Genomic DNA, 2,323 nt, shown 5'->3' on the forward strand with positions numbered 1-2,323 from the left:
AAAATATTTTTATAAAATTTAAATAAATTATAATGCCAATTTGACTAAGTCCTAAAGCAAAAATATAATAAACAAAACTATAAAATTTATCATCTCCAAATATCATCAAAAACAGAGCTAAATTTACACACATTAAAACTAAAATTTTTTTAATTTTAATCTTTATAAATCCAAATAAAACAGTTAAAATTCCAAGCAAAAAACTCATTTTTTAACCTTATAAAATTTATTACTTAAATATCCAAAAATACCTGATAAAATAAAGCAAAGCAAGGTAATTTTTAAGCTTGCAAAATTTAAATAACTTCCATATATTAATGCCATAATTGCACTTGCTAAAAACAAAAATGAAGTTATAAAAGATAGTGTGGTATAAGAGTATTTTTTAACCAAAATCAAAGATAAAATCATAACAAAAACAAAAGATATAAAAAATAAATCTACTTGTAAATTTTGCCTCAATCTCACATCTAATACTATCCAAGTGCTTAAAAGATAAACCCCAAAACTTGTAAAAAGTCCTATAAAAATTGAGCTATTTAGAAATTTGTAAAAATAAATCAGATTTAAAGACTTAAGTTTTTGCTGCCAAAAAATCACGCCACTAAAACACATAAATAAACCTAAAATTCCAAAAATAAATAAAATAAATTTGGTTATTTCTTCACCAAAACGCCCTTTATGAAATACCTTCATAAAAAAATTAACCTCTTGATAATAACTTGATTTTGTACTTTTTACTTTGCCTATTAATTTTGAGGTTTTTATATCATAAATTTCAGGATTTTGTTGTTTGTATGGATTATGAAAATAAAAATTTAATCTAACATTAGCAGCGTCTTTATCTATAATAATGCTTCGTAAATTTTTTAAATTCGGACTATTTTTAATAATTTTTTCTATCTCTAAGTAAGTTGGAAGGTATGAAATTTTGTTTTTATCTGAAATATTGCTGTTTGAATTTGGCTTAACTAAAGTATCTTTTTTAGAAGAGTGTTTTTCATAAAAGTCTTTTAACATATGTTTTTCTACAATAAAAAGTCCTGATATACAAAGAGAAAAAAATATAAAAATTCCGCTTATGCCTGCTATCAAGTGAGTATCTATCCACAAATTTTTTTTATTAAATTTAAAAAAGTTTTTAAAAATTTTTTTATTATATATCAAAATTCCGGTTAAAATAACCAATATCATAAAAAGAGTTATATATCCGACTATTTCTTTTGCCTTGCTTGAAGAAATATACCAAAGATTATAGTGAAGTTTGCCTATAAAACTTCCGCCATATGTTGGTTTTGAATTTACAACCTCTGCGTTTTGCGGATTGATTTTAATTTGTGGTTTATTTAATTTATTTTGTTTAATGTTTTTATCATCATTATAAGATATAAAAACATAAGGTGAAATTTGCGAAGGTAGCGTTATCTCCCAAATATCTGAATTTTTATGATTTTTACTAAGATAATCTATGCTATTTTTAAGCCAATTTTGAGACTTGTAGTCTAATTTATAAAATTCTGGTTGCATAAAAAGAGTGATTTCGCCACGATAATATGCAAAAGCACCACTAAAAAATATAAAAAATCCTATATAAGATAAAAAAATACCTATATATTTATGATAAATTTTAAACATCTTCATAAAATTATCACCAAAAATGACAATATAACACAAAATAGGACTAATAATTTTAAATTTAAAACATAACTAATCAAAGACCAAAAAACAAAAAATATCATTAAAAATAAATTTGCAAAAAGTGGTTGATTTAAATAGCTTAAATTTAAAAGATATGGCAAGCTACTTGCAAAATTATAAGATAAAAAATAGCCAATAAATATAGCAATAATGCTCCTAAATAAAAATTCAAGCCTTGCATCAAAATACACAAAAATCCTTTATATAATAATTAATCTCATAATTATATATAACTACAATTAACATCGACTAAATTATAATAATTTTACTACTTTTATTGTGCTAAATAGAGTAATTTTATAAAGTCTTAAGCAAGATAAATTTAATTAAATATTTTATGTGCTGTAAGATAAAATGCAGGCATTTTTTATTTTAATTTACTTTGTTTTATTGGATGAGTTTTTATAACACTAAGCTACTTTTATCCGATAAAAAATTTATATCCACTCTTAGAGTTTATTTTATTTTCATATATGCTTTTATATATGAAATTTATATTGTTATTTCAACTATTTTGTGATTAAAAATTCTCAAATATGCTATTTTTAAGTCCGATTTATCAGATTTTGATACTTAAAAATTTATGAGTTAAAATTAAAGCCTAATTTAGCTATTTAAAATTTAA

The 2,323-nt window shown here is 22.0% G+C and carries 3 protein-coding genes; all 3 read right to left on the reverse strand.

Going from position 1 to position 2,323, the window contains the following annotated elements:
* The coding region (locus F1B92_RS06735; protein WP_154571099.1) for a hypothetical protein at positions 1-208 on the reverse strand (208 nt) is incomplete at its 3' end.
* Complete coding sequence (locus F1B92_RS06740; RefSeq protein ID WP_154571100.1) at positions 205-1,641, reverse strand: PepSY-associated TM helix domain-containing protein; 1,437 nt, start codon at positions 1,639-1,641, stop codon at positions 205-207. The genes F1B92_RS06735 and F1B92_RS06740, both read right to left, overlap by 4 nt.
* The gene (locus F1B92_RS06745) at positions 1,638-1,889 is read right to left on the reverse strand and encodes a hypothetical protein (RefSeq protein WP_154571101.1); all 252 of its coding nucleotides are present in this window, start codon (positions 1,887-1,889) and stop codon (positions 1,638-1,640) included. Before F1B92_RS06745 ends, F1B92_RS06740 begins: the two co-directional genes overlap by 4 nt.
* Between the last annotated feature and the right edge of the window lie 434 nt (positions 1,890-2,323).

The sequence above is a fragment of the Campylobacter portucalensis genome, from assembly GCF_009690845.1.
In the GTDB taxonomy this organism is placed as follows: domain Bacteria; phylum Campylobacterota; class Campylobacteria; order Campylobacterales; family Campylobacteraceae; genus Campylobacter_B; species Campylobacter_B portucalensis.